This is a genomic window from Hydrogenophaga flava NBRC 102514 (assembly GCF_001571145.1).
Lineage (GTDB): Bacteria > Pseudomonadota > Gammaproteobacteria > Burkholderiales > Burkholderiaceae_C > Hydrogenophaga > Hydrogenophaga flava.
In genome coordinates this window covers 49,919-75,514 of sequence record NZ_BCTF01000018.1, presented here as the reverse complement: position 1 = coordinate 75,514, position 25,596 = coordinate 49,919, and the positions used below count along the sequence as shown (strand labels likewise).

The following is a 25,596-nucleotide window of genomic DNA, read 5'->3' as shown; positions in this document are numbered from 1 at the left end:
AGGGGAGAAGGTCTCAGATCGTCGGAATGCTCTTGAGATCGCTGGGGATCGCTTCTGGATTGATGAGCGGTGCCGCGTGTGCAATACGCTCCCGGACCTTCTCGAGCAACTGATTGTGGGCCGCATCATAAGCCCGGGCCAAGGCCTGTTCAAAAGCGAAAGCGTCGGCCGATCCATGGCTTTTGAACACCAGCCCACGCAAGCCGAGCAGAGCAGCACCGTTGTAGCGACGATAGTCCATGCGTTTTTTAAACGCAGATATCACCGGATAGGCAAACAACGCCCCCAGTTTCGTAAAAATGCTGCGCGAAAACTCGGCCTTGATGAAACCGCCAATCATGGTAGCCAGCCCTTCGCTGGCCTTGAGCGCCACATTGCCGACAAATCCATCACACACCACGATGTCCGTCGTGCCCTTGAAGATGTCGTTGCCCTCGACATTGCCGAAAAAGTTGAGATCACCGGTGTTAGCTGCGTTTCGCAGCAGAACACCGGCCTGCTTGATCACCTCGCTGCCCTTGATCACTTCCTCGCCGACATTGAGCAACCCCACCGTCGGATCTTCCCTGCCCGAGATTGCCACGACCAAGGCAGATCCCATGACGGCAAACTGAAGCAGGTGCTCGGCGGTGCAGTCCACGTTGGCCCCCAAGTCCAGCACGGTGGTCGCGCCACCGCGGGCATTGGGCATCTGACTGGCGATGGCGGGGCGGTCAATGCCCTCCATCGTCTTGAGCAGATAACGGGAGATAGCCATCAGGGCGCCGGTGTTTCCGGCGGAAACAGCCGCCTGAGCCGCACCATCTTTGACCTGCTGGATCGCCACACGCATGGAAGAGTCCTTCTTCCGGCGCATGGCCACCTCGACCGGGTCATCCATCGTGACCACCTCGGATGCATGCACAACCCGGCAACGGACGTTGTTGAGCAACTGAGGCCAGGACTTGAATGCCTCCGGCTGCCCCACCAGGAGCAACTGGGCCTGCGGGTGGCTGGCAAGAAAGGCCGCGCAGGCCGGCAGGGTGGCCGCCGGACCGACGTCTCCCCCCATGCAATCCACGGCAACGGTAATCATGTCAATGCCCCGATGTGGGCACTGCAAAGCAGTACCACCAACAAGAAAAAAGCCCGCATGGTGCTCATGCGGGCCCGTACTGGACCTGGTTGCAGACGGCAATCACAGCATCCGGCGCACAAAAGCGGCAGGATGGAGCCGCCCAGAACTCAGGCTTCGGACTTGTTCTTCAGCACCTGGCGACCACGGTAGAAGCCATTGGGGCTGATGTGGTGACGCAGATGGGTCTCGCCGGTGGTGGGCTCCACAGCGATACCGGGCACGGTCAGCGCATTGTGCGAACGATGCGTACCGCGCTTGGAAGGGGACTTTTTGTTTTGCTGGACGGCCATGATGGGCTCCTGGAATCGGTTGGGTGTTGGTGGGTTGCGCCAATCAGCAGTCCTGCCCTCTTATCCGGGCGGCAGCGCAAAGCCAAGGATTATAGCTTGAATGACCTGCGGTGCAAAACTTCCGTCGAGATCACTTCTTAAGGCCACTCAAGGTCGCGAACGGATTGGGGCGAGCTTCCGACGCAGCCTCATCACCACTCACCCTCCCCGCCGAAAGCGGCAAGGGTTGAGGGCAGACGTCGTGCATCGGCACCAGAGGAATCGCCATCAACAACTCGTCTTCGATCAGAGCCAGCAGGTCCGGTTTGGGCTCCAAAGCCAGGACATCTTCCTCGCTCTGGTCGTCCTCGGCCTCGGCCCTGGACTCGTCGGCAACGAACCTGAACCAGCGGTCCACCTCCAAAGGAACAAGCACCGGACCGAGGCATCGCTGGCACCCCACAGGCAAATCAAGCGCTGCACGCAGGTGCATCCAGACGGACGACTGGCCGGCAGCGTCCGGACGAACCCCTCCCTGCGCCGACCATCGAACCAGAGCGCCGGTCTCGCCGCCAGCATGAACCTCGGCAGACAGACGGTCAAAAGAAACCAATGGATCTTCGTTCTCCAGCACTCCGCTCGCCTCAGCGAAGGCGCGGGCATCGAATCGACGAGGGTTCCAGGACCTGTGGGGGGACGCTTTCATAGAGCCAGTGTAAAAGATGACGCCAGAAAGCCGCAGACAATAGGCCAATGAGTGCCCCCTCCTCTCCCATTCCTCCACAGCCCCAACGCAAGGTCATCCTCGGTTCGACTTCACGCTACAGACGGGAACTGCTTGAGCGCCTGCGCGTGCCGTTCGACACCGAGCGCCCGAATGTGGACGAAACCCCACTGCCGGGGGAGACGCCAGCGACTCTGGCGCGGCGGCTCGCTCTGGCCAAGGCCCGGGAGGTGTCTTTGCGCTTTCCGGAAGCGGTGGTTATCGGCAGCGATCAGGTGGCCGACCTCGGTGGTGAACCGCTTGGCAAGCCTGGCACCCATGATCGGGCGATCGCTCAACTGCAGCGCATGCGCGGGCAGACCGTGGTGTTCCAGACAGCAGTAGCGGTGGTCTGCGCGGCCACGGGCTTCGAACAACTTGACCTGGCCGTAGTCAATGTGGTGTTCCGCGGTCTCGAAGACCAGGAAATCGAACGTTATCTTCGGGCAGAAGAACCGTACGACTGCGCCGGAAGCGCAAAAAGCGAAGGACTGGGCATTGCCCTGCTGTCCCGGATTGACAACGACGACCCCAGCGCTTTGGTCGGCTTGCCGCTGATCCGCACCTGCCATATGCTGCGCGCCGCAGGCGTGTCCATCCTGTGAGCGCCCCGGCTGCGCCCAAAGGCGCGCTGTTTCTCGTGCCAACGCCGCTGGACTTCGGATGCAGCCCGCAAGATCTGGCGCCATTGGGGCTGCTGTTGCCCGATGACACCGTCCAGGTTGCAGCACGCCTGGTCCACTGGATTGCCGAGAATGCAAAAAGCACAAGGGCGTTCCTGAAGCGGGTGGACGTCGCACGCGGTCTTGCCAACCCCGTGCAAAACCTTCAGATCGTCGAACTGCCTCGCCAGGCCCACAAAAAAGGGGACCACGCACCCGCGGGCACCGCGGATGCGCAGGCCAGAGCACTGCTCGGTCCCGCACTGCAAGGGCACGACATGGGCCTGGTCAGCGAGGCAGGAATGCCCGCGATCGCCGACCCGGGCAGTTCGGTGGTTCGCGCGGCCCATGCTCTGGGTATCGACGTCCGCCCCCTCACGGGTCCCGTGTCCCTGATGCTCGCGCTGGCGGCCAGCGGGTTGAACGGCCAGTCGTTTTCTTTCGTGGGCTACGTCCCACAGGACCCTACCGAACGCAGCCGCCGACTGCGCGAACTGGAATCAACCGCGCTCAAATCGGGTCAGACCCAGATCCTGATCGAGACCCCCTACCGCAACGCTGCTCTCCTGCAAGCGCTGCTTCAAACGCTGCACCCGCACACCCGCCTGGCGGTGTCCAGCGGCCTTGGTCTGCCGCAGCAGCGCACCCGCAGCGCACTGCTGAGCGAATGGAAATCGGGCACATTGGCGAGGCAACTGCCGCTGGATCTGCCCGCGGTGTTTCTGCTGGGGCGCTGAAGCGCCCATTGGTCAGGCAGCCAGCGCAGCCTGCATGTGCGCTCGCACCGCAGTACTCAGGTCAGGGTTGGCCAACGCCAGGTCGATGGTGGCCTGAAGGAAGCCCTCCTTGCTGCCACAGTCGTAGCGCTTGCCATCGTAGCGGAAGGCATAGACTTTCTCCGATCCGATGAGCGCTGCGATACCGTCGGTCAGCTGGATTTCTCCGCCAGCACCACGGGGCTGGCGACGGATGCTCTCGAACACACCCGGCGTAAGGATGTAGCGTCCCGCCACTGCGAGCGTGGAAGGCGCCACGGCTGGTTTCGGCTTCTCGACCATGGCGAACACTTCGGCAATCTCGGCGTGGGCGCCATGCACGTCCACCACCCCGTATCGCCCGGTCTCTTCCTTGGGAACATCCTGTACGGCCAACACAGTCCCAGGATGCGACTGGTATGCCTCCACCATCTGCTGAAGCACCGTCGGTCCGCCCGCGTTCTGACGAGACCCCAACATCAGGTCATCGGCCAGCAGCACCGCAAACGGCTCGTTGCCGACCACCCGCTCAGCACAAAGCACCGCATGACCGAGACCCAGCGGACGCGGCTGGCGAATGAAAACGCAGTCCATGTCCTCAGGCTTGATGTCGTGCACCAGCTTGAGCAACTCGGTCTTGTTGCCCCGCTCCAGTTCGTATTCCAGCTCGAACGCCGCATCGAAATGATCGCCGATGGCGCGCTTGTGGCGCCCGGTGATGAAGATCATTTCGCGGATCCCGGCCGCATAGGCCTCTTCAACCGCATACTGGATCAGCGGCTTGTCCACCACCGGCAGCATCTCTTTGGGAATCGCCTTGGTGGCCGGAAGGAACCGGGTACCGAGTCCACCAACAGGGAAAACCGCTTTTTGAATGCGCATTGCCATTTCCTCTCTTAATATAAAAATTACCTCAGTTCAATGCCTACACCGCGCGCGGCCTTGAAAATGCCTTCGCCCATGTGCACCCCCAGCTCGCGGGCCAGTCTCAGCCCCACGTTTTCTCGCTGGGTGTAGTCCACGATGTCCTCGGCCTTCACCACTTCACGCGCCACATAGTCCAGGCTACCCAGGCCGTCGGCCAAACCCTGCTGCACGGCCTGCTGGCCACTCCAGACCAACCCTGTGAATGTGTCCGGCGTTTCCTTGAGCCGTGTGCCCCGCCCCTTCTTGACCACCTCGATGAACTGTGCATGGATCTCGCCGAGCATCGACTGGATATAGGCCCGTTGCGCCTCGTCCTGGGGACTGAAAGGGTCAAGCATGGCCTTGTTCTGCCCTGCCACCATGAGGCGACGCTCCACCCCCACCTTGTCCATCAGACCGGTGAACCCGAACCCCTCCATCAACACACCAATGCTGCCCACGAGGCTGGCCTTGTCGACATAGATCTCGTCGGCCGCTGTGGCGATGTAGTAGGCCGCGGAGGCGCAGGTCTCTTCCACCACTGCATAGACCTTCTTCTGGTGCAAGGACTTCAGTCGCGTGATCTCGTCGTTGATGATGCCGGCCTGCACCGGACTGCCACCAGGGGAGTCGATCAGCAGCACCACCGCCTGGGCGCCTTCGTCATCGAACGCCGCCCGCACCGAACTCAACACGTTGTCGGCGCTGGCTTCTGCACCCGACGCGATCTCGCCCTTGACTTCGATCAGCGCGGTATGAGGTGTGCTCACGGCTCCAGCCATTTGAGCCTGCTGAAACCAGAGCCAGAGCACAGAGCCGATGATCGCCAGCCAGACCAGCCGGAAAAACAGCTTCCAGCGGCGCGCGGCCCGCTGTTCGCGCAGCGTCTCAAACACCAGTCTCTCAAGGGTCTCCCGCTCCCAGGATCCCTCTTGACGGGAAGGTGCCGAGGCTGGCACCGGGTTGTCCAGTGGATCGAGGTTCATGGTGGTCCTGGTCAAAACGCCAGCGGCGCAAATGGATATTGTGCCTGCCAGTAGACAACGCCCTCCCGCTCCTCAAGAGGGATTGTCACCAGCCCGCCGCGACAAGGACCTCCCTTGCACGCACCGGTGGCGGGGTCATAGGCGGCGCCGTGCGTGGAGCACAGCAGCCACCGTCCGCTGTCATCGAAGAAGCGGTTGGGCTGCCAGTCCATTTCCATGGCCACGTGGGAACAACGATTGAGGTAAGCGTGAACCGCCCCCCGGAACCGGATGGCGAACGCCCTGCAGGTCTGTCCGGCATACATCACGTCAAAAGACACGGCCAGCCCGCCATCCAGCAGGTCGCGGCTGTTGCACAAGGCATGAAGGTCGCTTGCACCGCTCATCGCCATTCCTCAGGCATGCGCATTCAGCCACTCGCTCAGCTCTCCGACCGAGTGGGCGACAAACCTGGGCGACAGCGATGCAAATGCGGCGGGTTCGTGCGCGCCATAGCTGACCCCGACGCTGTCACATCCCGCATTGACCGCCATCTGCAGATCGTGTGTCGTGTCTCCGACCATCAGGGTGCGGACTGGGTCGACACCGAACTCGCGCATCAGCTGCTCCAGCATCAGCGGACTGGGTTTGCCGGCGGTTTCATCCGCCGTGCGAGAGCCATCAAACACGCCCCGAAGCTCCACGGCGTCCAGCGCCTCATCCAGCCCCCGCCGGCTTTTTCCTGTCGCCACCACCAGCCAGTGGTGACGTTCTTTGAGAGATGCCAGCATGGGCAACACACCGTCAAACAGGCTGATGTCATGCTGGTGAGACAGGTAGTGGTGGCGGTAACGTTCGCCTAACCGGGGATATAACTCCGGAGGCACGTCGGGCGCCGCGTGGGCGAGGGCCCGCATCAGGCCCATGCCAATCACGTAGCTGGCCGCTGCATCGCTCGGAACAGTCCCTCCCACATCCCGCACTGCGGCCTGGATGCAGCGCACGATGATGGAGGTGGAGTCGAACAGGGTCCCGTCCCAGTCGAAGGCGATGAGGTCGTATTGGCGTGGGCGCATGAGACGGTGGTCGAAAGCGGTCGATTATTGCTGCAGCCCAACAAAAAGGCACCCGCAGGTGCCCTGTGTGCGCTGGGACTCTTTCACCCTCAAATTCGGTAGTCCTCAACACTCTTGCCCGCAGCCAGCACCGCACGCACCCACTCTGGCTTGCGGCCCGGGCCACCTGCCCACAGCTCCCCGTTGGGGCCACGGTACTTGGCGGCTGCCTTGGATTTCGACTTGGCGGCCTTTTTGGCGCCAGTCATTGCACCACCCAAATCAGCCACCGTGATGCCGTATTCCTTCATCTTCGCCTTGATGTCGGCGATAGCGGCGGCCAGTTCGTTCTTGCGTGCCTGCTCGGCCTGACTCATCAATGCCTGCGCCTGCGCCATCAGCTCAGAATAGGTTGCCATTGCGTTTCCTTTGATATTGGTAAATTTCAGCGTTGTGGACATCCCAACGATGTCAGCAGAAATTCTAATGGGATTTTCAGGCGCCTGCCCAAGACCCAAGCTCGGCAGGCAATTCAGAATGTAACTCTATCGACTGACCTGAAATAGGATGGGTCAGACGCAATCGCCAGGCATGGAGAAACATGCGGCGCAAACCAGCCTTGGACAACAACCGATTGAAATCAAAATCCCCGTACTTGTCGTCTCCAACGATTGGATAGCCGGCATGGGACAGGTGGACACGAATCTGATGGGTTCGCCCAGTCTTGATCGTGACTTCCAGCAAGCTCAATCCGTCCGGACAAATCGCCTCCAGCCCAGAGGGCGCGGGCAGATGCTTGCGCACCGCCACAAGCGTGACGGCGCGCATCGCATCGGGATGAGAGGAATCGACCACCCGCACCCGCCGCTCCCCATCGGGCAACAGGTATTTGTGCAGCGGCTGGTCCAAAACCTTCAGTTTGGATGGCCAACGCCCCCGGACAAGGGCCAAATAGGTTTTGCCGGTTTCACGCTCCCGAAACTGATCCTGCAGAGACTTCAGGGCGCTTTTTTTCTTGGCGATCAACAGCAGACCGCTGGTTTCGCGATCCAGCCGGTGGACCAACTCAAGGAAACGGGCGTCCGGACGTGACCTGCGCAACTGTTCAATCACCCCGAAACTGACCCCGCTGCCCCCATGCACAGCCACCCCCGCCGGTTTGTCCAGCGCCAGAAATACGTCGTCCTCATGGATGACCGGAAAATCTCGCACGGGCACCGGCAGCGCCGCTTTCTCGGCCGGACGCTCGGACAGACGGATGGGAGGAATGCGCAGCACATCCCCGGCCTGTACGCGGTCGTCTGCCGAAATCCTGCCTTTGTTGCGCCGCACCTCACCCGAACGGATGATCCGATAGATGTGGGTTTTGGGAACCCCCTTGAGCTCACGGAACAGGTAGTTGTCCAGCCGCTGGCCGGCCGAATCCTCGTCCACAAGAAGATGTCGCACGGCGCCGGGACCGTCAGAAACTGGAGAATTCAAGGGAAAAACACCATCAGACCTGCGCCACTATAAGGGGCAGCCCCCTATAATGTGTCACGCCAGTCGCGCGTTGTAAGTGATTGATTTTCCTGAGTTTAAGGCAGTCACGTCCAGCGACCCGGAACAGCAAGGCTGAAACCGGATGCGATTGGCGACCCGTGCCACCTGTGGCACCCGGTTCGAACCATCCTGCGAACGGCGTCCCTGACGCCTCCATGGCGGGAAGCGATCCGGACGGAAGCCGCAGGAGAGCCGACAAAAGAATAGCGAACCAGATTACGGAATACCCCAATCGGTCAGCCCTTCTTGCAACGCCAGAGGCGGGCAGGGGCGGCTGACCGAGGACAAAGTGAAGACAGTGACCGAAACGGCAAGATCCATGTCAACGACATCCATCAAGCCCCGCCTGCTCACCCACATCCACGCGCCTACGCCCTGACCCGGCCGCAGGGCCTTGGTGCGCCACTGTGCGCACAGCCCCTGCCGACAGACCTCCCGATGCAGTCGGGACATCACCGGGTCAACGGCTCTCCGGCAATTCCTCCCGTTCGCGTTCTTTCGCTGGCTCACGGCATCCTGGTGTGCGGCCTGTCCGCGCACCTTGTCAGCGACAGTGAAAAGGAAACGCAACATGAAGCGCATGCTGATCAACGCCACGCAGGCCGAAGAGCGCCGCCTGGCGATCGTGGACGGGCAGAAACTGCTCGACTACGAAATCGAAATCGAAGGACGCGAACAGCGCAAGGGCAACATCTACAAGGCTGTCGTCACTCGCGTCGAGCCTTCGCTCGAAGCCTGCTTCGTCGATTACGGCGAAGACCGCCACGGCTTCCTGCCGTTCAAGGAAATCTCCAAACAGTACTTCCAGGGCAGCGTTTCGCCTTCCCAGGCGCGCATCAATGACGTGATCAAGGAAGGCCAGGAACTGCTGGTCCAGGTTGAGAAGGAAGAACGCGGCAACAAGGGTGCAGCCCTCACCACCTTCGTCAGTCTGGCCGGCCGCTACGTGGTGCTGATGCCCAACAACCCGCGCGGCGGTGGCGTCAGCCGCCGCATCGAGGGCGAGGACCGCCAGGAACTCAAGCAGGCCCTTGACCAGCTCGAATACCCCAACGGCATGAGCATCATTGCCCGCACCGCCGGTATCGGCCGCGAGGCGGCCGAGCTGCAGTGGGACCTGAACTACCTGCTCAAGCTGTGGAACGCTATCGACGGCGCCGCCAAGGGTGGCAAGGGCGCCTTCCTGATCTACCAGGAGTCGAGCCTGGTGATCCGCGCGATCCGCGACTACTTCAACAGCGACATCGGCGAGATCCTGATCGACACCGACGACATCTACGAACAGGCTCACCAGTTCATGAGCCATGTGATGCCCGAGCACGGTCACCGCGTCAAGCGTTACCGGGACGACGCGCCGCTGTTCTCGCGCTTCCAGATCGAGCACCAGATCGAGACCGCCTACAGCCGCACCGTGCAGCTGCCCAGCGGCGGCGCCATCGTGATCGACCAGACCGAAGCGCTGGTGGCGGTGGACGTGAACTCGGCCCGCGCCATCAAGGGCGGCGACATCGAGGAAACCGCCACCCGCACCAACCTGGAAGCCGCCGACGAAGTGGCCCGTCAGGCACGACTGCGCGACCTGGGCGGCCTGATCGTTATCGACTTCATCGACATGGAAGAGTCGAAGAACCGCCGCGAAGTGGAAAACCGCCTGCGCGACGCGCTGCGCCAGGACCGCGCCCGCGTGCAGTTCGGCTCCATCAGCAAGTTCGGCCTGCTTGAAATGAGCCGCCAGCGCCTGAAGCCCACACTCAGCGAAGGTTCGTCCATCCCCTGCCCTCGCTGCGGCGGCTCCGGCCACATCCGCGACACGGAAAGCTCGGCACTGCAGATCCTGCGCATCATCCAGGAAGAGTCGCTCAAGGACAGCACGGCCGCCGTGCTGGTGCAGGTGCCGGTCGAGGTGGCCAGCTTCCTGCTCAACGAGAAGCGCACCGAGATCACCAAGATCGAACTCAAACAGCGCATCAACGTGCTGTTGGTGCCGAACAAGTCGCTGGACACGCCGAACTACAAGCTCGAGCGCCTCAAGCACGACGACCCGCGCCTGGACAACCTCGACTCCAGCTACAAGCTGGCCGAGGAAGTGGACGACGTGGCCAGCTTCACGCGCCGCAGCCAGGAGCGAACCAACAAGCAGGAACCTGTGATCAAGGGCGTGTTGCCCGATGGTCCGGCCCCTGTGGCCGCACCCAAGCCCGAAGTGGCTGCACCGGCCCCGGTCGTCGCCGCTGCCCCTGCGGTGGTGGCCATGCCTCCTGCGCCGGTACGTGCCGCCGCCCCTGCCGAAAAGGGCTTTTTTGGCTGGCTCAAGAGCCTGTTCGGCGTGGCGCCCGCTGCTGCACCGGCTGCACCGGCCCCGATGCCGGTGGCTGCCGAAGCGCCGAAGACTGATCGCGGCGACGGCAAGTCGGCCCGGGATGGCCGTGGCCGTGGCGGCCGCAATGGCGAAGGTCGCGGCGAACGCGGTGACCGGGGCGAGCGCCAGGGCAACCGCCCGGTGCGCGGCGAGAACCGGGGTGAGCGCACCGAGAGCCAAGGCCAGAGCCGTGGCAACGGCGAAGGCCGCCGCGGAGACAACCGTGCCGAGGGTCGCAGTGGTGAACCGCGGGGCGAGCGCGTCGAGGGACAGGGTCGCAACGGAGGTCGTCGTGACAACCGCCGGGACAATCGCCAGGATCAGGCCGTCGACGGCTCCGCTCTGGAAGGACAGGTTTCCGCCATACCGGCAGGTGAAGCGCCCGAGTCCGCCGCGGAAGGCGCCCGCCGCGAACGCCGTGGTGGCCGTGGTGACAACCGCCGGCGCCAGGGGCAAGAGCCCGGCGACAACGCATCGCAAGGCGTGCCGGACACCGCACTGACCAACGCCGCCCCTGCAGACGCAATGACCTCGGAGCCGTCCGAGGCAGCGCCCGCAGAGATGGCGGAAGGCGATGCAGCCGCACCCCGCGCGCCTCGCGAGCGCCGCAGCCGCGACCGCTATGGCCGCGACCGCCGCGAGCGTGCGCCGCGTGACGGTGAAAGCAGGGAAGAAGCCCCCGCAGGTGCGGAGCCGGTGGCCCCGGTGATTGCCGACGTGCAGGACGAGCAGCGCCCGGTGCGCAGCTACTTCACCCAGCCAGCCAGCACAACAGCGCCGTCGCAGGTCGAGCCTGCGCCCGTGGTAGCTGTCGAGCCGGTGGCGGTGGTCCCCGATGTGGTGGCTCCGGCTGCATCCGCACCTTCGATCGCTGCGGCGACCGCTGGCATGCCCAAGGTCATGCCGTATACGTTGTCGATGGACGACCTGCACAGCGTGGCACAGGCCAGCGGACTGGAATGGGTCAACTCGGATGCCGCGAAGGTCGCCGAAATCCAGGCCGCCATCGCCGCCGAGCCCAAGCCGATCCATGTGCCCCGCGAACCCAAGCCGGTGGAACTGGTGGATGAAGGCCCGCTGGTGCTGGTGGAGACCCGCAAGGACCTGCGCGACGTGAGCCTCCCGTTCGAGAACCGCTGATTCCGGACCCAGGTTCCCAACAAAGAAAAAGCCGACCCTTGGGTCGGCTTTTTCTTTGTGTCAGTGGCCGCAAGGCAGCAGGCAAACCAGCCCGCCAGCAGTTCAGTCGCCCAGCAGCGCCGCCCGCTTCCAAGCGGCCTGGGCACCCGCCTGGTCTTGTCGCTCCTCCGCCAGCAGCGCCAGTGCACACCACGTGCGGCGCAGCAGGGCGGGTTCGCGCAGGCTGTGGCTGGCCTGGCCCAACAACTGGGCCGCCTTGCCCCAGAGCTGGCGCTGCCGGCAGGCCTGGCCGGTGAGGTACTGCAGGTAGGCGTTGTTGGGCCACTGCCGCTGGCTCTGTTCAAGGCGTGCCAGCCCTGTGGCATCCAGCCGCATCAGCCCGGGCTCCATTGCCAGCGCCAGCTTGTGCTGCAAGCCCTCGTCCAGCACGGCAAACCCTTGCCAGACGGGTTCCAGCCAGCCGCCGGTCAGCTCGTGGGCCTGCGCCGCCATGTCTTCATCGGGCGCCATGGCCACCAACCGGTGGGCACGCTCCACCGCCGCCAGGATCAGCTCGGGCATGGCGCGCTCGGATGCATCCAGTCGCGACCACACAGATTGCAGCTGGGCCAGATCGTGCGCCTCGCGCAGCGCATCCAGCGCCAGACCGCGCACGATGCTGCGCGAGGCCTCGGGCGAAAAGGCGCGGTGCTTGGCGAGCAGACGCGCCGTTTCCAGTGCCTCGGCAGTCGCGCCACCCAGACGCGCCACCCGAAGCTTCAGGCGCAGCGTCTGGATGCGGCGGGACGCTCCCTGGGGAAGTTCGTCCAGGTGGCTGCGGGCCGCCTGAAGGTCACGGTCTTCGACCGCCCAGCGGACCGCCCGCATCAGGGCACCTTCGCGGGCCTCGGCCGACTCCTTGGCCAGCTTCGGATGCAGGGCCGCCTGCAGGTGCTCGTCGCGGGTGCGGCGGTTCTGCAGCGATTGCGCCGCTTCGGCCACCAGCAGGTGGGCCAGCAGCTGGAGTTGTCCACGCCGTGGCCACTGGGCCGCCGGGTGGCTGTTGAGCTGCTCCAGCGCCGACAGCCCGGCCGCCTGCGCCCGGACAAACCGGCCCGCGATCTGGTTGGACAAAGCGTCCATCAACGAGCCGACCGCCGCCCGCTCCATCTGCTGGCTGCGCCAGCGCTGCGCCTGACGGGGCAGCTCGCGGAACATGCTCAATGCCCGCAAGGCCAGGTACAGCAGCACGAAGCCCGCCACGAGACAGAACAGGACAAAGTTGAACGAGACGTCGAACCGGTAGGGCGGCCAGAACAGGCTCACCATGGCCTGGTTGTGTCCGGTCAGCAGTGCCAGGGCCACCGCCAGAGCGGCCATACCCAGCAACCAGAAGACATTGCGCATTGCACCCCGCTGGCGCCGCGGCCCGTTCATCAGCGTCCTCCCGCGGCCACCGCGAGCGCCGCCAGGCTCTCTTCGGGCCGGGGCCATTCGGTGAGCACCAGCTCGGCGCGCAGCTGCGTGACAGCGGCCTGTGCGGCAGCCACGTCGGGAGCGGTGGTGTCGAAGTGGCGGGCGAGCGCCGCATCAATGGTCTTGAGGTCGTCCTGCACAGCGTCCATCTGGCGGGCCAGCAGGCCCAGCCGCGCGTTGAGCAGCCGCAGCTTGAGGTTCTCCCGGAGGAAGAACGCCTGCTCCGGCGCCAGCAACACCGCTTCGGGACGGTCAATGCGGCTCACCCGCACCAGCTCGCGGCCGCTGCGGGTGGTTTCCTCCCACACACGCGACCAGAAGCCGGACCAGGTCTGCACCGCGCGGTCCCAGCCACCGGCGGTGGGTGCTGCGGGTTCGGCAGGGCTTGCAGTCGCAGGCGACGCGTTGCCGGAGCCAGACGCCTTGCGTGCCGCCGGGGACCGGGGACCGACGTCGTTGGGCACTGGCCACTCGTCCACTCGCTGCACCAGCTCGTCCAGCCGCTGGACCAGAGAGGGCACATCGGCCACCGAGGTGCTGCGAATGCGCTGCACATCGCGGGCGATGGCACGCTGGACCGGGTTCAACCGAGGCTGCGCGGCCCGGGCGATGCGCTCATCGGCCGACTGCAGGGCCGCGAGCAGCGGCTGCACGCTCCCGGTGAGTTGGGACTGCTGCTGGGCCAGGCGCAGGGAGGACTCCAGATCCTGCACCAGGTTGTCGTCCCGGGAGCGGGACAGCGCCAGCATCAGCTCTTCGAGCTGGGAGCGCTGCAGACTGACCTCGGACAGCCGGACCTCTGCCACCGTCAGGCGCGCCTGCAGTTCCTTGACCTGGGCCTCGGCCTGCGCCGCCACCGTTCGTGTTTCCGACGACTGGGTTTCGCTGACCTGGGTGCGGCGCGCCAGCTCCTTCTGGGTGAAATCCACCTTCTGCCACAACAGGCCGGCCATCATCAGCGTGAGCACCGCCAGCAGCAGCGCCAGTGCGCCCAGCCAGACCCCGCCGCGCCGGGCAGGTGCAGGGGAACCTGGGTCGGTGGTTACCACGGGCAGACCCGGGGTCGGCACTGCAGGGGAAGGTTCGGGGGTGTCGTTGCTCATGTAGGGCTCCGCACCGATTCTAGGGCGACCAACACATCGGGCAATGACGGACGGCTGGTGTACACGTGTACAAAGCCCACCGCCCGCGCCGCCGCCGCGATGCGTTCGTGGGTGCACAAGGCCCCGGCACGGGACCAGTCGGTCGCCGGCATCGCTGTCCGCAGATGGGCCACCGCTTCTGAACCGCTGAACAGCCAGAGGGCATCCTGCTCAGCCAAAGCCCGATCAGACGGGGCCCACCGGGGCGCATGCCGTTCGTAGGCGGCGCAGGCCTCGACCTCGGCCCCGCGTGTGCGGCACTGCTCCATCAGCCATTCGCGCCCACTGCCCTCAGCCCCACCCGTGGTCGCTCCGTCGGCCGAGGTGGACACGCCCCGCACCACCAGCAAGCGGGTGCCAGGCTTCGCCTGGGACGAAACCACGGGCCACAGATGCTCGGAATCGAACTGCGGCGCGTCGGCCGGCGGCTGGTCGATCCGCTCCGGCCCCAGGCCGAGGCGCTGCAGGGCCAGCGAAAGCGTTCGCGCCGTGCCAGGACCTGGCGCCCAGAAGCGGGTGCCTGTCCGATGCGTCCCGCCGGCAGGCGCCACGCCATCGAAAAAGTGCTGCACCGCCGCGGTGCTCACGAACATCAGGGCATCCCATCGGCTCCAGTGCGCCTGCGCGTCGCGCAGCCTTGCCAGCACCTGCGGGTCGCGCGGCGCGCCGATGTCGATCAGCGGCAGGCTGTGTGCATCCCACCCCTGGGCCTGCAGCGCCGCCACCCAGGCACCCGCTTCGGCAGCGGGCCGCGTCACGATCACCCGGGACCAGCGGGGAGGCACAGCGGCGTGCCCTGCCAAGGCTCAGCCTCCTGCAGCGCGGGCACCGCCGGCGCGCAGGGCCTGCGCCACCCGGTGTCCCAGGGCTTCTGCCTGTTCGAGCGTCTCGATGTGCGCCTGCTCCTGCACCCGCACCACCGCCAAGCGCCCCTCGGGATCGCCCCAGGCGGCGTCCAGGCGCAGGGTCTGCGACGCCTCGGCGTCCCAGCGGGCATAGGCGGCCAGCGGCATCGAGCAGCTTCCGCCCATGGCGCGGGAAACGGTGCGCTCGGCCGCCACCCGCAACCAGGTGGGCATGTGCACCAGCGGGGCGAGGGCCTGCATCAGATCGGTGCGGTCGCTGCGGACCTCGATGCCCAGGGCGCCCTGCCCGGCGGCGGGCAGCGACTGTTCGGGGTCGAAGATGCTGCGGATGCGCGAAGACAGCCCCAGGCGCTTGAGACCGGCTGCCGCCAGCACGATGGCGTGGTACTGTCCTTCGTCGAGTTTGCGCAGGCGGGTGTCGAGGTTGCCACGCAGCGGTTCGATGCGCACGTCCTGCCGGCCCAGACGATCCAGCGCCTCGCGCAGCAACACCAGGCGGCGCAGGCTGGAGGTACCGACCACCCCATCCTTGGGCAGGTCGGCCAGCGAGGCACAGGAGGCGGACACCCACGCATCACGCGGATCTTCGCGCTCCATCACACAGGCCAGTGCGAACCCGCCGGGCAGGTCCATCGGCACGTCCTTGAGCGAATGCACCGCGATGTCGGCCCGCCGCTCTTCCAGCGCCACCTCCAGCTCTTTCACGAACAGGCCCTTGCCACCCACCTTGGACAGGCTGCGGTCCAGGATCTGGTCGCCCTGGGTCGTCATGCCCAGCAGGGTCACGCGGTGGCCCAAAGATTGCAAGAGCGCCTTGACATGCTCGGCCTGCCACAGCGCCAGTCGGCTCTCCCGCGTGGCGATCGTGATGTCAAGCGGGGCAGACGGGTTTGAAATGGACACGGTGCGATATCAAAAAAAGATCAGGCCGGGACCGGCGTTTTGGTACCCAGTTGGTAACGCCGCAGGTAGCTTTGGATGCTAGCATGCCCCTGCCCAAAATTTCAGCAACACCTCTCGGCCTCCCCTCGCCACCACCTCGCATGAGCCCCTCCCCTGCCCGCAAAGCCGCCCCGTCATCCCGCAGCCGTGCCGGCGCCGACAAGGACCTGCCCCTGGTCGAAGACATCCGCCTGCTGGGCCGCATCCTGGGTGACGTGATCCGGGAGCAGGAGGGCAAGGCGATGTTCGAGCTGATCGAGCTGGTCCGCCAGCTCTCGGTGGCGTTTCGCCGGCACGCCGACGAGTCGGCTGACAAGACACTCAAGAAGCTGCTCAAGGGGCTCTCGGGCCAGCAGACGGTGAGCGTGATCCGCGCCTTCACCTACTTCAGCCACCTGGCCAACCTGGCCGAAGACCGCCACCATATCCGCCGCCGCGCCATTCACGAGCGTGCAGGTGATGTGCAGCCCGGCAGCCTGGCCATGACGCTGCAACGCCTGCACAAGGCGGGCATCGCTCCCGCGCAGATCGTGCAGAGCCTGGCCGAAGCGCACATCTCTCCAGTGCTCACCGCCCACCCCACCGAGGTGCAGCGCAAGAGCATCCTGGACGCCGAGCGCGACATCGCCCGCCTGCTGGCCGAGCGCGACCACCTGCTGCCGCGCGAGCTGGCCGACAACGAGCTTCAGCTGCGCGCCCGCGTCACGCAGCTGTGGCAGACCCGCCTGCTGCGCTACACCAAGCTCACCGTGGCCGACGAGATCGAGAACGCGCTGAGCTACTACCAGGCCACGTTCCTGAGCGAGATCCCGCGGCTGTACCGCGACCTCGAGGAGGGCCTGGGCGACGCCGCGGCCGAAGGTCTGGCACCCTTCCTGCGCATGGGCCAATGGATCGGCGGCGACCGCGACGGCAACCCCAACGTCACCGCCCCCACACTGGACCTGGCCCTGCGCAGCCAGTGCGAGATGGTGCTGCGCCACCACCTGACCCAGATCCACCTGCTCGGCGCCGAGCTCTCGGTCTCGGCCATCCTCACGCAGGTCTCGCCGGCGATGCAGGCGCTGGCCGAGCGCTCGCCCGACCGCAACGCCCACCGCCAGGACGAACCCTACCGCCGCGCCCTCACCGGCATGTACGCCCGTCTGGCCGCCACCCTGCAGGCGCTCACTGGGGGCGAAGCGGCGCGGCACGCCATCGCGCCGCAGGACCCCTACAGCGGCCCCGAGGAGCTGCTGGCCGATCTGCGCACCATCGAAGCCTCGCTGCTGGCCCACCATGGCGCCCATCTGGTGCGTGGCCGCTTGCGTCCGCTGATCCGCGCGGTGGAGGTGTTCGGTTTTCACCTCGCCACGGTGGACCTTCGCCAAAGTTCCGACAAACACGAAGAGGTGGTGGCCGAGCTGCTGGCCACGGCCCGCATCGAGCCGGACTACAGCGCCCTCGACGAAAACGCCAAACGCGCGCTGCTGCTGAAACAGCTCAACGACGCGCGGCCGCTGCGGGTGCCGGGCGCCGGCTACTCGGCCCACGCGCAGAGCGAGCTGGCCATCTTCGAGACGGCGCGCGCGGCGCGGCAGCGCTACGGCAACGCGGCGATCCGCCACGCCATCATCAGCCACACCGAAACGGTCAGCGACCTGCTCGAAGTCCTGCTGCTGCAGAAGGAAGTGGGATTGGTCCACGGCCTGCTGTCGGAGAACGCGGTGGCCGAGCTGATCGTCGTGCCGCTGTTCGAGACCATCGAGGACCTGCGCAACGCCGCGCCCATCATGCGCGACTACTACGCCCTGCCCGGCGTGCGCGAGATGGTGTTGCGCGGCGCGGCCGACGGCTACGGCGAGCAGGACATCATGCTCGGCTACTCGGACAGCAACAAGGACGGCGGCATCTTCACCAGCAACTGGGAGCTCTACCGCGCCGAAATCGCGCTGGTCGAGCTGTTCGACCACCTCAACGCGGGTGCCGAGAAGACCATCGGTCTGCGCATGTTCCACGGCCGCGGTGGCACCGTGGGCCGTGGCGGCGGCCCGAGCTACCAGGCCATCCTGGCCCAGCCACCGGGCACGGTGCGCGGCCAGATCCGTCTGACCGAACAGGGCGAGGTGATCGGCTCGAAGTACGCCAACCCCGAGATCGGCCGGCGAAACCTCGAAACCCTGGTCGCCGCCACGCTGGAGGCCACGCTGCTGCAGCCCACGCGCAACGCGCCTAGGGCGTTCCTGGAAGCGGCCGCCGAGCTGTCCACCGCCAGCATGAAGGCCTACCGCGCCCTGGTCTACGACACGCCGCGCTTCCCCGAGTACTTCTTCGCCGCCACGCCGATCCGCGAGATCGCCGAACTCAACATCGGCTCGCGCCCCGCTTCGCGCAAGGCAACGCAGAAGATCGAGGACCTGCGGGCCATCCCCTGGGGCTTCAGCTGGGGCCAGTGCCGCCTGACGCTGCCCGGCTGGTACGGCTTCGGCTCGGCCGTCCAGGCCTTCCTCAAGGGCGGCGGTGCCAAGGGGCAGGCCCAGCGCAAGGAACTGCTGCAGAAGATGTTCAGGCAGTGGCCCTTCTTCAGCACCCTGCTGTCCAACATGGACATGGTCATGGCCAAGAGCGACCTGGCCCTGGCCACGCGCTACGCCGAGCTGGTCGAGGACAAGAAGCTGCGCAAGAAGGTGTTCGACTCGATCGAGGCCGAATGGCACCGTACGGCTGAAGCCCTGACGCTGATCACCGGCGAAAAGCAGCGCCTGGCCAACAACGAAGCCCTGCAGCGCTCGGTGCGCCATCGCTTCCCGTACATCGATCCGCTGCACCACCTGCAGGTCGAACTGGTGCAACGCCACCGCTCGGGCGATCTGGACAACGAGGACGAAAAGGTGCGCCGCGGCATCCACCTCTCGATCAATGGCATCGCAGCCGGTCTGCGCAACACCGGCTGAGGCCATCCCCGCGACGACAGCGGGGGCAGGGGGCAGCCACTAAAATGAACAGGTGACCCATTTGACCAACGCCGACCTGCACTGCCACTCCGTCGTCTCGGATGGCACGCTCACGCCCGAGGAGCTCGCGCCTCGGGCCAAGACCAATGGCGTCGAACTATGGGCGCTGACCGACCACGACGAGGTCGGAGGTCAGGAGCGCGCGGCAGCGGCGGCCCGGCAGGTGGGCCTGCCCTACCTCACCGGTGCCGAAATCTCGGTCACGTTCGCCAATGTCACGGTGCACATCGTCGGGCTGGGCTTCGACCCCACCGACAGGGCGCTGGTCAACGGGCTGCGCCAGACCCGCGGCGGCCGCGAGGAACGCGCCCGCCAGATGGGCGTGGAGCTGGCACGTGCGGGCATTCCCGGAGCCTTCGAAGGTGCGATGAAGTACGTCGGCAACCCCGACCTGATCTCGCGCAGCCACTTCGCGCGCTACATCGTCGAATCGGGCCACTGCCCCGACACCAACGCCGTGTTCCGCAAGTACCTGGCGGAAGGCAAGCCCGGCTTCGTGCCGCACCGCTGGGCCAACCTGGGTGATGCGGTGAAGTGGATCACGGGCGCCGGAGGTGTGGCGGTGATCGCGCATCCGGCCCGCTACAAATTCACCGCCAACGAAGAATTCGCGCTGTTCAACGAGTTCCGTGCGCACGGTGGCCGTGGCGTCGAGGTGGTCACCGGGGCTCACAGCCAGGCCGACTATGTGAAGTACGCCGAATTTTGCAGCGAGTTTGGTCTGCTGGCATCGCGCGGCAGCGACTTCCATAGCCCCGACGAAAGCCACACCGACCTGGGCAAGCTGCCCGACCTGCCCGGCGGCGTCACGCCGGTCTGGTCCCTGCTCGAATCCCGCATCCAGTGACGAGCACGCTACCGGTGGCCCACGGCCGTCGAGCGGTTGTGGGAGTGGCCTTCCTGGTCAGTGCCATGGCCTGCTTCGCGGTGCTGGACACAGCGGTCAAGGTGGCCGGCGCCTACATCTCGGTCCTGGTCGCGGTCTGGTTCCGCTACATGTTCCAGGCGGTCGCGGTCACCGCTGTGATGCTGCCGGTGCGTGGCAGCGGTCTTTGGCGAACCACTCATCCACGCTTTCAGTTGCTGCGAGGCCTGCTGCTGCTGGCCGTGAGCGCGCTGTCTTTCGTGAGTGTGCAGTTCATGCCATTGGGAGAATTCACTGCCTTCGTGATGACCACACCCCTGGTTGTCACGCTGCTGGCGGCCACTTTCCTGGGCGAGCGTGTGTCGCCCTTGCGCTGGGCGCTGGTCGCCGGCGGTTTTGTCGGCGCCCTCCTCGTGGTGCAGCCCGGGAGTGCGACGATCGGCTGGGCCACGCTGCTTCCGGTGGTCATGGTGCTGACCTACGCCGGATTCCAGATCCTGACCAGCCGCATGGCGCGCACCGAGGACCCGATGACCATGCACTTCTACACCGGCTGGGTCGGCGCGCTGGTGGCATCGGCCGTGCTGCCCTTCGTCTGGCAGGCCATGCCAGACGCCCGCACCTTCGGTTTGCTCTGCCTGGTCGGGCTGATGGGCACGGTGGGTCACTTCCTGCTCATCCTTGCGTTCGCCCGCACCAGCGCCTCGACGCTCACCCCCTTCGTCTACACCCAGATCGGCTTTGCGATGTTCTGCGGCTGGCTGGTGTTCGACCATGTGCCCGGCCCGCTGGAGTCGCTGGGCATCGTCCTCATCGTGGCCTGCGGCGTTGCTGCAAGCTGGCTGACCGCCCGCAGGGGCCAGGGGGCGCCGCGGCCCCCACAGGTCTGAATCCTCGGACCGGCCAGCGCACAATCGCGTCATGTCCCAGTTTTTCGAGGTCCACCCCGACAACCCGCAGCCACGCCTGCTCAAGCAGGCGGTGCAGCTGCTCGAAAAGGGCGGCGTGCTCGCAGTGCCAACCGACTCCAGCTACGCCCTGGTCTGCCACCTGGACGACAAGGCTGCGGCCGACCGGCTGCGCCGCATCCGCCAGGTCGACGACAAGCACCACCTGACCCTGCTCTGCCGCGACCTGAGCCAGCTCTCCAGCTACGCCAAGGTCGACAACCGGCAGTACCGGCTGCTGAAGCTGGCCACGCCGGGCCCCTATACCTTCATCCTCGAGGCCAGCAAGGAAGTGCCCCGGCGGGTGAGCCACCCCTCGCGCAAGACCATCGGTCTGCGGGTGCCACAGCACACAGCCCTGCTGGCCCTGCTGGATCTGCACAACGCGCCGCTGCTGGCCACCACGCTGATCGCCCCCGGCGAGAGCGACCCGATGAACGACGCCGGCGAGATCCGCGAGCGCTTCGAACGTGAGATCGACGGCGTGATCGATGCGGGCGCCTGCGCCCTGGAACCCACCACCGTGGTCGACCTCACCCCCATGGGCACCGGTGGCGAGCCCGAGGTGGTGCGCGAGGGCCGCGGGCCGCTGCAGGCCCTGGGTCTGGGACAATAGCCCGATGGATTTCGCCCAGATCGTTCAAACCGTCGCCATCTACGCCCTGCCCGTGCTGTTCGCCATCACAGTGCACGAGGCGGCCCACGGCTACGCCGCCCGGCACTTCGGCGACGACACCGCCTGGAAGCTGGGCCGCATCACGCTCAACCCGGTCAAGCACATCGACCCGATCGGCACGATCCTCATGCCACTGGTGCTGTATTTCGCGACCTCTGGCGCCTTCCTGTTCGGCTATGCCAAACCGGTGCCGGTACAGTTCGGACGTCTGAAGAACCCCAAGCGGGACATGGTGTGGGTGGCGCTGGCGGGGCCGGGTGCCAACCTGGTGCAGGCGATTCTCTGGACCCTGGCCCTGTATCTGATGCTCTTCTTCGGCGTGGACGAGCGGTTCTTTCTGGAGATGGGCCGCGCAGGCGTGCTGGTAAATCTCGTGATGTTCGCCTTCAACCTGTTCCCCGTGCCGCCGCTGGACGGCGGTCGCATCCTGGTCGGCCTGCTGCCCTGGAAGCAGGCCGTGATGGTCTCGCGTATCGAACCCTGGGGCTTTTTCATCGTGATGGCGCTGGTCATCATGGGTGTGATCGACTCTCTCTGGATGTACCCGCTGATGGGTCTGACCAACTCGCTGATCGAGCTGCTGCTGACCCCCGTGCGCGCCCTGCTGTTCTGATTTTTTCCCCGACTGTCCATGAGCCTCCAACGCGTCCTGACCGGCATCACCACGTCCGGCACCCCCCACCTGGGCAACTACGTCGGCGCCGTGCGCCCGACCGTGCGCGCCAGCCGCCTGCCGAACACCCAGAACTTCTACTTCCTGGCCGACTACCACGCGCTCATCAAGACCGGTGGCGCACCGGAGCGGGTGCAGCGCTCGACACTGGAGATCGCGGCCACATGGTTGGCCTGCGGCCTGGACCCCGAGAAGGTCACTTTCTACCGCCAGTCGGACATCCCCGAGATCCCCGAGCTGACCTGGCTGCTCACCTGTATCACCGGCAAAGGCCTGCTCAACCGCGCCCATGCCTACAAGGCATCGGTCGACAAGAACCACGCCACCGGCGAGGACCCGGACGCCGGCGTGACCGCCGGCCTGTTCATGTACCCGGTGCTGATGGCGGCCGACATCCTGATGTTCAACGCCCACCAGGTGCCGGTGGGCCGCGACCAGATCCAGCACATCGAGATGGCGCGCGACATTGCCTCCAGCTTCAACCACCTCTATGGCGAGCACTTCACCCTGCCCGAGGCGGTGACCGAGGACCACGTGGCCCTGCTGCCCGGCCTGGACGGCCGCAAGATGAGCAAGAGCTACGACAACACCATCCCGCTGTTCGCACCGAAGGAGCAGTTGCGCAAGCTCATCATGGGCATCCTGACCGATTCACGGGCGCCAGGCGAGCCCAAGGACACCGAAGGCTCGGCCCTGTTCCAGCTCTACCAGGCCTTTGCCAGCACCGAAGAAACCGCCGCCCTCGCCCAGGCCTACGCCGACGGCATCGCCTGGGGCGAGGCCAAGCAGGTGCTGTTCGACCGGCTGGAGCGCGAGATCGCGCCGATGCGCGAGGTCTACGACGCCCTCATCCAGAATCCGGTGCAGATCGAAAAGACACTCAAGGGGGGCGCCGAGAAGGCCCGTGCCATTGCGACGCCGTTCACCGCCCGGCTGCGCCACGCGGTGGGCCTGCGCTCGCTGGCTGATCTGCCCAGCGGAACGACCACCAAGGCGGCCAAAGCCGCTGCCCCGGCGTTCAAGCAGTACCGAGAAAAAGACGGGCAGTTCTACTTCAAGCTGGTGGATGCCCAAGGCAAGCTGTTGATCCAGAGCAGCGGCTTCCCCGCCCCTAGGGACGCTGCGGACGCCATCCGCCAGTTGCAGTCACAAGGCGAGACCGCGCTCGTGGCGCTTCAGGACCGGCTTTCGTTGACAGGCGACCGCTCTGAAATCAGCACCGCCCTGCAGCATTTCGCGCCGACCGTGACCTGAGTCCGGGTTTGGCAGCCCATCCTGCCCACCACTTTTTCCCATTCGATGGCCCCCGGTGAGACAATATGAGATGAGGACTGGAGTTCCACGCACGGCGCCTTGGGCCGGGGAAAACTAAAAACAAGGACTGCAATGGGTCGCAAATTGGTATCGCCAAGTACCGTCGATACCTATATGCTGGACCCTCGAAGCACCTATTCCTACAGCATTTGCCATGAGTATCTTTGTCATTGACGACCATCCCCTGATGCGCGAGGCCGTCGTCATGCTGCTTCGCCGCCTGCGGACCTCGACCCAGGTAATTGAACTGGAGCGTCTGGCGACCGTCAGCCGTGCCATCGCCGAACACGGCGAGCCCGAACTGGTCTGCCTGGACCTCAAGCTGCCCGACACCCATGGTGTGTCTGGTGTGCGGGAAATCCGCCAGATGCTGCCCGACACCTCGCTCATCGTGCTGTCGGCTTCTCCGGCGTCCGACTACGAGGACCTGGCCCGCGAAGCCGGCGCCGACGCCTATGTGGAGAAGTCGGCTGGCGCAGCCCAGATCGGCCGCGTGCTGCGTGAATTCCTGGCCGATGAGCCGGAAGACGAGAACGCACCGACGATTCCCGAGAAGCTCTCCAAGCGCCAGAAGCAGCTGCTGGTCATGCTCGATCGCGGCCTCTCCAACCGCGACATCGCCGAACAGTTGCAGATCAGCGAGCACACGGTCAAGGTCCACCTCTGGCGCCTGTTCCGCCGCCTGAACGTCAAGAGCCGCTCGCAGGCCAGCCACCTCGCCCGCACGGCCGGTCTGCTGGACATGTGATTCAGGTGGGCACGTCCGGCACGCCCTGCTGCTGGGTGTAGAGCGGGATCATCACCCGGAAAACGCTGCCCCGGTTGGCCTCGGAAGAAAGGGCCAGCTGGTAACCCATCATCGTGGCCAGCTTGGAGACAATGGTCAGACCCAGGCCCGGGCTGTCCTCGGTGCCATGGTGCTGCGAGACCCGGAAGAACTCCTGGAAGATGGCCTGCTGGTGCTCGCGTGCAATGCCCACTCCGGTATCCCACACCTCGAACAGCAGCATGTCCTCGCGATAGCGCAGGCCCAGCAGCACGCCCCCTTTGCTCGTGTGCTTGAGGGCGTTGGACAGCAGGTTGCCCAGGATGCGCCGCAGCACCACAGGGTCGGCCCAGATCACGGCAGGACGGGTGTGGGTGCGCAGACGGATCGACTTGCCCGCAGCCACCGGTGCGAACTGCAGCGACAGATCGGCGAACAGCTGCTGGACATCCACATGCTGGAGCCGCACCTTGTAGTTGCCTGCGTCGATGCGCGTGAGGTCGAACAGCGAGTCGAACAGTTCGTTGATCGCCCGGGTGGACTGCAGGATGCGCGGCGAGATGTCGCGCGCCATCTCAGGCTCGGTGGCCAGCCAGTCGGCGTACAGGCTGAGCGCATGCACCGGCTGGCGCAGGTCGTGTGCGGCAGAGGCCAGAAAGCGGTTCTTGGTCGCCACAGCGCGCAAGGAAGCCCGGGTTTGCTGCGTCAGGGAATCGATCAGCTCCTGGTTTGAAAACTGGAGCTCGAAGCTGGAACGGTAGACCTCGTTGAGGCGTCTACCGGCCGACATCAGCAACCACCAGAACAGCGTCAGCAGGACCAGCAGGCCCGCGCTGGTGTCGATGGGCATCGCATTGGGCGACTGCTGGGACACCGTGAACGGCGCCGCGATCAGGGCGCCCGCGACCACCAGCACCACGGTGTTGGCGTAAATGCGGAACACGGGCAGGTAGGGGCTGAACGAGACCAGCGAAATCAGTCCCTGGCCCATCACCAGCATCCCGCAGATGAACTGGACCCCGACACCCGAGCGCCCGTAGCTCATCGGCACGACACTGGCCCAGAGGAAGGCGATGACCACCCAGGACCACTGGTAGCGCCGGATGAAGGCCTTGCGCTGCGTGCCTTCCTGAATGTCGAACTGAAGGCGGTAGATGCCCAGCATGCGGTAGCGGAACCCGATCATGAAGAGCAGCGCGACCACCCAGCCCAGGAGCACGAACAGGTTGACCTCGTTCCACAGCATGAAGACCACCAGGGGGATGGCCATGAGGGCCGCCCCGAGGGTGGGCATCACGTTGTCCATGAGCACGGCGATCAGCCGGGAGTTCACCCACTGATCTCGCACCTCGGCGGTGGCCGGTACGTGCTGGTAGGTGGCGGGCTGGGTGTCGACAAGCATGTGGTGCGCTCAGGGTGGGTGG

Annotated in this window: 24 protein-coding genes; 10 read left to right on the top strand and 14 right to left on the bottom strand. The window is 65.5% G+C overall.

All coding sequences use genetic code 11. The features are described 5' to 3' along the window. Nucleotides 1–13: 13 nt before the first annotated feature. The 3 genes from plsX to HFL01S_RS16195 all read right to left on the bottom strand — a co-directional run bounded on the left by plsX (nucleotide 14) and on the right by HFL01S_RS16195 (nucleotide 2,020). Nucleotides 14–1,075 carry a phosphate acyltransferase PlsX gene (gene plsX / locus HFL01S_RS16205; protein ID WP_066260542.1) on the bottom strand — a complete coding sequence of 354 codons (1,062 nt, stop codon included), beginning with the start codon at nucleotides 1,073–1,075 and terminating at the stop codon, nucleotides 14–16. A gap of 149 nt (nucleotides 1,076–1,224) precedes the next feature. Further along, nucleotides 1,225–1,407 carry a 50S ribosomal protein L32 gene (gene rpmF, locus HFL01S_RS16200; RefSeq protein WP_066260540.1) on the bottom strand — a complete coding sequence of 61 codons (183 nt, stop codon included), beginning with the start codon at nucleotides 1,405–1,407 and terminating at the stop codon, nucleotides 1,225–1,227. 130 nt (nucleotides 1,408–1,537) lie between these two features. Then, nucleotides 1,538–2,020, bottom strand: a complete 483-nt coding sequence (locus HFL01S_RS16195; protein WP_369407739.1) for a YceD family protein — start codon at nucleotides 2,018–2,020, stop codon at nucleotides 1,538–1,540. A gap of 119 nt (nucleotides 2,021–2,139) precedes the next feature. On the opposite strand from HFL01S_RS16195, the gene HFL01S_RS16190 reads away from it, so the two are divergent. Next, nucleotides 2,140–2,754 carry a Maf family nucleotide pyrophosphatase gene (locus HFL01S_RS16190; RefSeq protein WP_084383392.1) on the top strand — a complete coding sequence of 205 codons (615 nt, stop codon included), beginning with the start codon at nucleotides 2,140–2,142 and terminating at the stop codon, nucleotides 2,752–2,754. 35 nt (nucleotides 2,755–2,789) lie between these two features. Beyond that, the gene (locus HFL01S_RS16185; RefSeq protein ID WP_245644832.1) at nucleotides 2,790–3,548 is read left to right on the top strand and encodes an SAM-dependent methyltransferase; all 759 of its coding nucleotides are present in this window, start codon (nucleotides 2,790–2,792) and stop codon (nucleotides 3,546–3,548) included. Between the two features lie 12 nt (nucleotides 3,549–3,560). On the opposite strand, the gene galU is transcribed toward HFL01S_RS16185, so the two are convergent. From galU to HFL01S_RS16155, 6 genes are all read right to left on the bottom strand, one after another. Further along, on the bottom strand, nucleotides 3,561–4,448 hold the full coding sequence (gene galU / locus HFL01S_RS16180) for a UTP--glucose-1-phosphate uridylyltransferase GalU (protein WP_066260537.1): 888 nt from the start codon (nucleotides 4,446–4,448) through the stop codon (nucleotides 3,561–3,563). A 26-nt stretch (nucleotides 4,449–4,474) separates the two neighbouring features. Further along, a complete protein-coding gene (locus HFL01S_RS16175; protein WP_066260535.1) occupies nucleotides 4,475–5,458 on the bottom strand; it encodes a S49 family peptidase in 984 nt (327 codons plus the stop codon). 11 nt (nucleotides 5,459–5,469) lie between these two features. Continuing rightward, nucleotides 5,470–5,844, bottom strand: coding sequence for a Rieske (2Fe-2S) protein (locus HFL01S_RS16170; protein WP_157538907.1), 375 nt, complete (start codon nucleotides 5,842–5,844; stop codon nucleotides 5,470–5,472). Between the two features lie 9 nt (nucleotides 5,845–5,853). Beyond that, nucleotides 5,854–6,513, bottom strand: a complete 660-nt coding sequence (locus HFL01S_RS16165) for an HAD family hydrolase (protein WP_066260531.1) — start codon at nucleotides 6,511–6,513, stop codon at nucleotides 5,854–5,856. Between the two features lie 89 nt (nucleotides 6,514–6,602). Continuing rightward, the gene (locus tag HFL01S_RS16160) at nucleotides 6,603–6,953 is read right to left on the bottom strand and encodes an H-NS histone family protein (RefSeq protein WP_245644831.1); all 351 of its coding nucleotides are present in this window, start codon (nucleotides 6,951–6,953) and stop codon (nucleotides 6,603–6,605) included. A 34-nt stretch (nucleotides 6,954–6,987) separates the two neighbouring features. Beyond that, the gene (locus HFL01S_RS16155) at nucleotides 6,988–7,974 is read right to left on the bottom strand and encodes an RluA family pseudouridine synthase (protein ID WP_066260528.1); all 987 of its coding nucleotides are present in this window, start codon (nucleotides 7,972–7,974) and stop codon (nucleotides 6,988–6,990) included. Nucleotides 7,975–8,605: 631 nt separating this feature from the next. Between HFL01S_RS16155 and HFL01S_RS16145 the strand changes: the two genes are divergently transcribed. Then, on the top strand, nucleotides 8,606–11,533 hold the full coding sequence (locus HFL01S_RS16145; protein ID WP_066260525.1) for an Rne/Rng family ribonuclease: 2,928 nt from the start codon (nucleotides 8,606–8,608) through the stop codon (nucleotides 11,531–11,533). Nucleotides 11,534–11,635: 102 nt separating this feature from the next. On the opposite strand, the gene HFL01S_RS16140 is transcribed toward HFL01S_RS16145, so the two are convergent. From HFL01S_RS16140 to hemC, 4 genes are read right to left on the bottom strand one after another with little or no spacing between them, the layout of a single operon-like run. Beyond that, complete coding sequence (locus HFL01S_RS16140; RefSeq protein ID WP_066260523.1) at nucleotides 11,636–12,919, bottom strand: heme biosynthesis protein HemY; 1,284 nt, start codon at nucleotides 12,917–12,919, stop codon at nucleotides 11,636–11,638. 29 nt (nucleotides 12,920–12,948) lie between these two features. Continuing rightward, nucleotides 12,949–14,091: a uroporphyrinogen-III C-methyltransferase gene (locus HFL01S_RS16135; RefSeq protein WP_066260521.1), complete on the bottom strand. Its 1,143-nt coding sequence runs from the start codon at nucleotides 14,089–14,091 to the stop codon at nucleotides 12,949–12,951. Then, entirely contained in the window at nucleotides 14,088–14,933 is an 846-nt protein-coding gene (locus HFL01S_RS16130; RefSeq protein ID WP_066260520.1) for a uroporphyrinogen-III synthase, read from the bottom strand. Before HFL01S_RS16130 ends, HFL01S_RS16135 begins: the two co-directional genes overlap by 4 nt. Before the next feature lie 3 nt (nucleotides 14,934–14,936). After that, a complete protein-coding gene (hemC, locus tag HFL01S_RS16125; RefSeq protein ID WP_066260612.1) occupies nucleotides 14,937–15,893 on the bottom strand; it encodes a hydroxymethylbilane synthase in 957 nt (318 codons plus the stop codon). Between the two features lie 146 nt (nucleotides 15,894–16,039). Here hemC and ppc point away from each other — a divergent pair, with 146 nt between their 5' ends. The 7 genes from ppc to HFL01S_RS16090 all read left to right on the top strand — a co-directional run bounded on the left by ppc (nucleotide 16,040) and on the right by HFL01S_RS16090 (nucleotide 24,154). Beyond that, the gene (ppc, locus tag HFL01S_RS16120) at nucleotides 16,040–18,871 is read left to right on the top strand and encodes a phosphoenolpyruvate carboxylase (protein ID WP_066260519.1); all 2,832 of its coding nucleotides are present in this window, start codon (nucleotides 16,040–16,042) and stop codon (nucleotides 18,869–18,871) included. Between the two features lie 52 nt (nucleotides 18,872–18,923). Further along, complete coding sequence (locus HFL01S_RS16115; protein ID WP_066260517.1) at nucleotides 18,924–19,778, top strand: 3',5'-nucleoside bisphosphate phosphatase; 855 nt, start codon at nucleotides 18,924–18,926, stop codon at nucleotides 19,776–19,778. A gap of 44 nt (nucleotides 19,779–19,822) precedes the next feature. After that, on the top strand, nucleotides 19,823–20,686 hold the full coding sequence (locus tag HFL01S_RS16110) for a DMT family transporter (RefSeq protein WP_245644830.1): 864 nt from the start codon (nucleotides 19,823–19,825) through the stop codon (nucleotides 20,684–20,686). A 31-nt stretch (nucleotides 20,687–20,717) separates the two neighbouring features. Then, a complete protein-coding gene (locus tag HFL01S_RS16105) occupies nucleotides 20,718–21,359 on the top strand; it encodes an L-threonylcarbamoyladenylate synthase (protein WP_066260514.1) in 642 nt (213 codons plus the stop codon). A 4-nt stretch (nucleotides 21,360–21,363) separates the two neighbouring features. Then, entirely contained in the window at nucleotides 21,364–22,032 is a 669-nt protein-coding gene (locus tag HFL01S_RS16100; RefSeq protein ID WP_066260512.1) for a site-2 protease family protein, read from the top strand. A gap of 18 nt (nucleotides 22,033–22,050) precedes the next feature. Further along, nucleotides 22,051–23,346 (top strand): tryptophan--tRNA ligase, encoded by a 1,296-nt coding sequence (locus HFL01S_RS16095; protein ID WP_066260511.1) that lies wholly within the window; start codon nucleotides 22,051–22,053, stop codon nucleotides 23,344–23,346. Between the two features lie 214 nt (nucleotides 23,347–23,560). Then, nucleotides 23,561–24,154, top strand: coding sequence for a response regulator transcription factor (locus tag HFL01S_RS16090; protein ID WP_079365478.1), 594 nt, complete (start codon nucleotides 23,561–23,563; stop codon nucleotides 24,152–24,154). A gap of 1 nt (nucleotide 24,155) precedes the next feature. Here the strand turns inward: HFL01S_RS16090 and HFL01S_RS16085 are convergent, their stop codons facing one another. Continuing rightward, the gene (locus HFL01S_RS16085; RefSeq protein WP_066260509.1) at nucleotides 24,156–25,574 is read right to left on the bottom strand and encodes a sensor histidine kinase; all 1,419 of its coding nucleotides are present in this window, start codon (nucleotides 25,572–25,574) and stop codon (nucleotides 24,156–24,158) included. Nucleotides 25,575–25,596 lie beyond the last annotated feature (22 nt).

Bases quoted from the DNA above. Each gene is read 5' to 3' on its own strand.
- HFL01S_RS16145 (WP_066260525.1), top strand. From the start codon at position 8,606: ATGAAGCGCATGCTGATCAACGCCACGCAGGCCGAAGAGCGCCGCCTG.
- HFL01S_RS16175 (WP_066260535.1), bottom strand. From the start codon at position 5,458: ATGAACCTCGATCCACTGGACAACCCGGTGCCAGCCTCGGCACCTTCC.
- HFL01S_RS16135 (WP_066260521.1), bottom strand. From the start codon at position 14,091: ATGAGCAACGACACCCCCGAACCTTCCCCTGCAGTGCCGACCCCGGGT.
- HFL01S_RS16165 (WP_066260531.1), bottom strand. From the start codon at position 6,513: ATGCGCCCACGCCAATACGACCTCATCGCCTTCGACTGGGACGGGACC.
- HFL01S_RS16085 (WP_066260509.1), bottom strand. From the start codon at position 25,574: ATGCTTGTCGACACCCAGCCCGCCACCTACCAGCACGTACCGGCCACC.
- HFL01S_RS16190 (WP_084383392.1), top strand. From the start codon at position 2,140: ATGAGTGCCCCCTCCTCTCCCATTCCTCCACAGCCCCAACGCAAGGTC.
- HFL01S_RS16160 (WP_245644831.1), bottom strand. From the start codon at position 6,953: ATGTCCACAACGCTGAAATTTACCAATATCAAAGGAAACGCAATGGCA.
- plsX (WP_066260542.1), bottom strand. From the start codon at position 1,075: ATGATTACCGTTGCCGTGGATTGCATGGGGGGAGACGTCGGTCCGGCG.
- HFL01S_RS16140 (WP_066260523.1), bottom strand. From the start codon at position 12,919: ATGCGCAATGTCTTCTGGTTGCTGGGTATGGCCGCTCTGGCGGTGGCC.
- rpmF (WP_066260540.1), bottom strand. From the start codon at position 1,407: ATGGCCGTCCAGCAAAACAAAAAGTCCCCTTCCAAGCGCGGTACGCAT.
- HFL01S_RS16170 (WP_157538907.1), bottom strand. From the start codon at position 5,844: ATGAGCGGTGCAAGCGACCTTCATGCCTTGTGCAACAGCCGCGACCTG.
- ppc (WP_066260519.1), top strand. From the start codon at position 16,040: ATGAGCCCCTCCCCTGCCCGCAAAGCCGCCCCGTCATCCCGCAGCCGT.
- HFL01S_RS16105 (WP_066260514.1), top strand. From the start codon at position 20,718: ATGTCCCAGTTTTTCGAGGTCCACCCCGACAACCCGCAGCCACGCCTG.
- HFL01S_RS16090 (WP_079365478.1), top strand. From the start codon at position 23,561: ATGAGTATCTTTGTCATTGACGACCATCCCCTGATGCGCGAGGCCGTC.
- galU (WP_066260537.1), bottom strand. From the start codon at position 4,448: ATGCGCATTCAAAAAGCGGTTTTCCCTGTTGGTGGACTCGGTACCCGG.
- HFL01S_RS16100 (WP_066260512.1), top strand. From the start codon at position 21,364: ATGGATTTCGCCCAGATCGTTCAAACCGTCGCCATCTACGCCCTGCCC.
- HFL01S_RS16095 (WP_066260511.1), top strand. From the start codon at position 22,051: ATGAGCCTCCAACGCGTCCTGACCGGCATCACCACGTCCGGCACCCCC.